Consider the following 2682-nt stretch of genomic DNA (forward strand, 5'->3'; position numbering starts at 1 on the left):
TAATGCCAGTCAGTTAAGCTGACTGGCTTTTTTCTTTGTGGGGTATTTAGTCGGTCTTTTCCTCACAACTCTTGGGTAATACCTATCAGGCCGTTTGTCAGGTAATTTCATCATCCTTAACGATTCCATCAGGTATTCATAGTGAACGGGCAACTTGGTTACTGTTTCCGGTAAAGTGGTTAGGAAGAACACGATGATGTGTCTCATGCAGAGGCCGAAGCTAAGCCGCGATGGGGATAGCTCAGGCATATCTTTAACGGCATCCAGCATAATCATCCGAATCAGGTTGTAGGCCAGTAGTAGTCCCCAGAGCTCCTGTCGTACCATCTCAGGTTTCTTGCTACGAAGTGTTAGCTTGGCCTGATTTAGCGTCTGTTTCATTTCCCTGAACCCTAGCTCTATTTCCCAGCGTTGAACGTACACATCAACAACTTCTTCGTAGGGAAACTGCAATACATCGACCATTGAACTGAGCACATGGTAGCTTTTCCCGTCTACTTTGTAACTGGTTAGCCTCGCGTCGATGGTTTCTGGTAGACCATCAAATTTTTTCCGAGCCTGAGGCGAAGTCTTGAGAGTGATAACAGCATCATGTTCGCTTAGTCGGTGTTTTACTGTGTACTGTAGATCTTTACGGGCAGGGAGCATCCAGTGCGTATTAACGCCTTTAGTCATCCATAAGTACAATAACCCCAGCGAATAATATCCTCTGTCGAAAAGAGTCAGAGAGTTATTGGGAACCGAAGGAATAAGCCGCTGCGCAAGAGACATCTCCCCCACATCCCGACTGTCAAACTCACTGGCCAGTAGAAGGTGGCTGGAGGTTTCCATCAGACTACACATGCGTACCTGTGGATACGGATTATCGCCTTTAGCATTACGGTCACAACCGAATGCAGTAAGGTTCTCACCGGTATCCTGAGCACGAAACATCACGCCATCAACTGCTAACACATTTAAACCACACCACTGTTCAAAGGCAAAATCACCAAAGGCCCGTTGTGCCATCAGCTTAAAGACGTGACCGACAGCTTCATCACCTAGTCGTTGCCGAGCTTGAACTACCGCACTGGGGGCAACAAATCGATTTTTACCTGGTAATGAGATATCAAGTTTATTTGCGATGTCCCAGACAGGGTCATTACGAAAAAGACTCATACCCACGATAGTAAATACGACCGAATCCAGAGGTAACCGGCGACGTCTGATAGTTGCTACGCCCGATAGTGTATAGGCTTGCTGAAGAAGTTCAGGGTCGACAAAAGACATAAGCTTATCGACAGCCTTCAAGTCTTCCGCATGACTAAATGTTTCATCGAGGTTTGTGAGTAAAGACATAAAAAAATCCGATATCAGTTTCTGATATCGGATTTTGAAGCCTTTAAAAGATCGGTCAACCGATCATGAAAATATTCTTAACTGATCGGCATTACACTCTCATGGGGCTTTTTATTACTCGATCTAAAGTCGATAAAATTTACATGCTTCAGATACGGACGAACTTTTTCAATGTGGATATGCTGGACTAAATAGCATTGAAGGATAATTAATATGGCACTCCCAAAAGATAACCCAACACAATTTTGCAAAGCTTTTATTCAAAGATAGCTTGACAGTTATAGAAGTGATAACCCTATTTGGTTGACATATTGGCCAGTAATGGAACGAATGATTGAAAGAGCAGATGAACTAAAACTTTCCTTTAAAGAATTAGTAGATGCTTTTGGTTATTCTGATAAGTTTGAAGGATACCCGCCTAACAACGCTTATGTTTGGCTCACCTTAGAGCATATTTGGCTGAGCTTTAAATTCAGCAAAGAAGATGCAAAAGCAAAAGGGTCAGGTCTTTCTTTTTGCCTTTTCGTTAATTAAGGCCTAATTTTAGTTATTAATTTACCAATATTGATAGGTGAAAGGATGGCTAGGCCGCTACGATTAGAGTTCGCAGGAGCTTTGTACCATGTAACGTCGCGAGGGAATGAATGAAAGCCAATTTATTTAGATGAAGCTGACTTAGATGGATTCTTAAAGATTTTAGGTGACGTATGCGAGCGTTATAACTGGGTTATTCATTCATTTTGCTTAATGAGTAATCATTACCACCTATTAGTTGAAACTCCTGATGCAAATTTAAGTAAAGGGATGCGCCAATTAAACGGGGTATATACACAATGGTTTAATAGAAGTCATCAACATGTTGGGCATTTATTTCAGGGGCGCTATAAGGCTATTTTGGTTGATAAGGATGCTTACTTATTAGAGTTGAACAGGTATATTGTTTTAAATCCAATTAGAGCAAAGATGGTAGATAGCTTATCGGATTGGCCTTGAAGTAGCTGGCACTTTACGATGGGTCAAGCACACTTTCCAGCATGGCTTGAAATCGACAAAATGTTACTCCAATTTGGAAAATTTAAAGCGATAGCAAGGCGAAAATTTGCGTTATTTGTCGAGCAAGGAAAAGGCGTGGATCCTTGGACTGATATATCGAGTCAAGTTTTTTAGGTGACGATGAATTTGTTAAAGAGCACTTAGCGTTACTTTAAGAGCAAGAAGGTGATTTATGTGAAGTCCCCCTTAAACAAAGGCGAAACCAGTCATTGCCATTAGCTGAATACGCTCAGCAATTTGATAATCGAAATGAAGCAATAAAAGCCGCTTATGCATCTGGGGGATATACTT

General features: G+C 41.7%; 4 protein-coding genes. 3 read left to right on the plus strand and 1 reads right to left on the minus strand.

Annotation, left to right across the window (positions count from 1 at the left end):
- Positions 1-9 precede the first annotated feature (9 nt).
- Complete coding sequence (locus tag PAARA_RS02160) at positions 10-1338, minus strand: IS4 family transposase (RefSeq protein WP_062567086.1); 1329 nt, start codon at positions 1336-1338, stop codon at positions 10-12.
- A 330-nt stretch (positions 1339-1668) separates the two neighbouring features.
- Here PAARA_RS02160 and PAARA_RS20650 point away from each other — a divergent pair, with 330 nt between their 5' ends.
- From PAARA_RS20650 to PAARA_RS20495, 3 genes are all read left to right on the plus strand, one after another.
- Positions 1669-1872, plus strand: a complete 204-nt coding sequence (locus tag PAARA_RS20650) for a hypothetical protein (RefSeq protein ID WP_062567445.1) — start codon at positions 1669-1671, stop codon at positions 1870-1872.
- A gap of 120 nt (positions 1873-1992) precedes the next feature.
- Positions 1993-2331: a transposase gene (locus tag PAARA_RS20945; protein ID WP_209438163.1), complete on the plus strand. Its 339-nt coding sequence runs from the start codon at positions 1993-1995 to the stop codon at positions 2329-2331.
- A gap of 18 nt (positions 2332-2349) precedes the next feature.
- A complete protein-coding gene (locus PAARA_RS20495) occupies positions 2350-2505 on the plus strand; it encodes a hypothetical protein (RefSeq protein ID WP_157066155.1) in 156 nt (51 codons plus the stop codon).
- Positions 2506-2682: the final 177 nt, after the last annotated feature.

It is taken from the genome of Pseudoalteromonas arabiensis (genome assembly GCF_001550155.1).
In the GTDB taxonomy this organism is placed as follows: domain Bacteria; phylum Pseudomonadota; class Gammaproteobacteria; order Enterobacterales; family Alteromonadaceae; genus Pseudoalteromonas; species Pseudoalteromonas arabiensis.

Excerpts from the sequence above, each read along its gene's own strand:
- PAARA_RS20650 (WP_062567445.1), top strand. The coding sequence starts at position 1,669 with ATGATTGAAAGAGCAGATGAACTAAAACTTTCCTTTAAAGAATTAGTA.
- PAARA_RS20495 (WP_157066155.1), top strand. The coding sequence starts at position 2,350 with ATGGGTCAAGCACACTTTCCAGCATGGCTTGAAATCGACAAAATGTTA.
- PAARA_RS02160 (WP_062567086.1), bottom strand. The coding sequence starts at position 1,338 with ATGTCTTTACTCACAAACCTCGATGAAACATTTAGTCATGCGGAAGAC.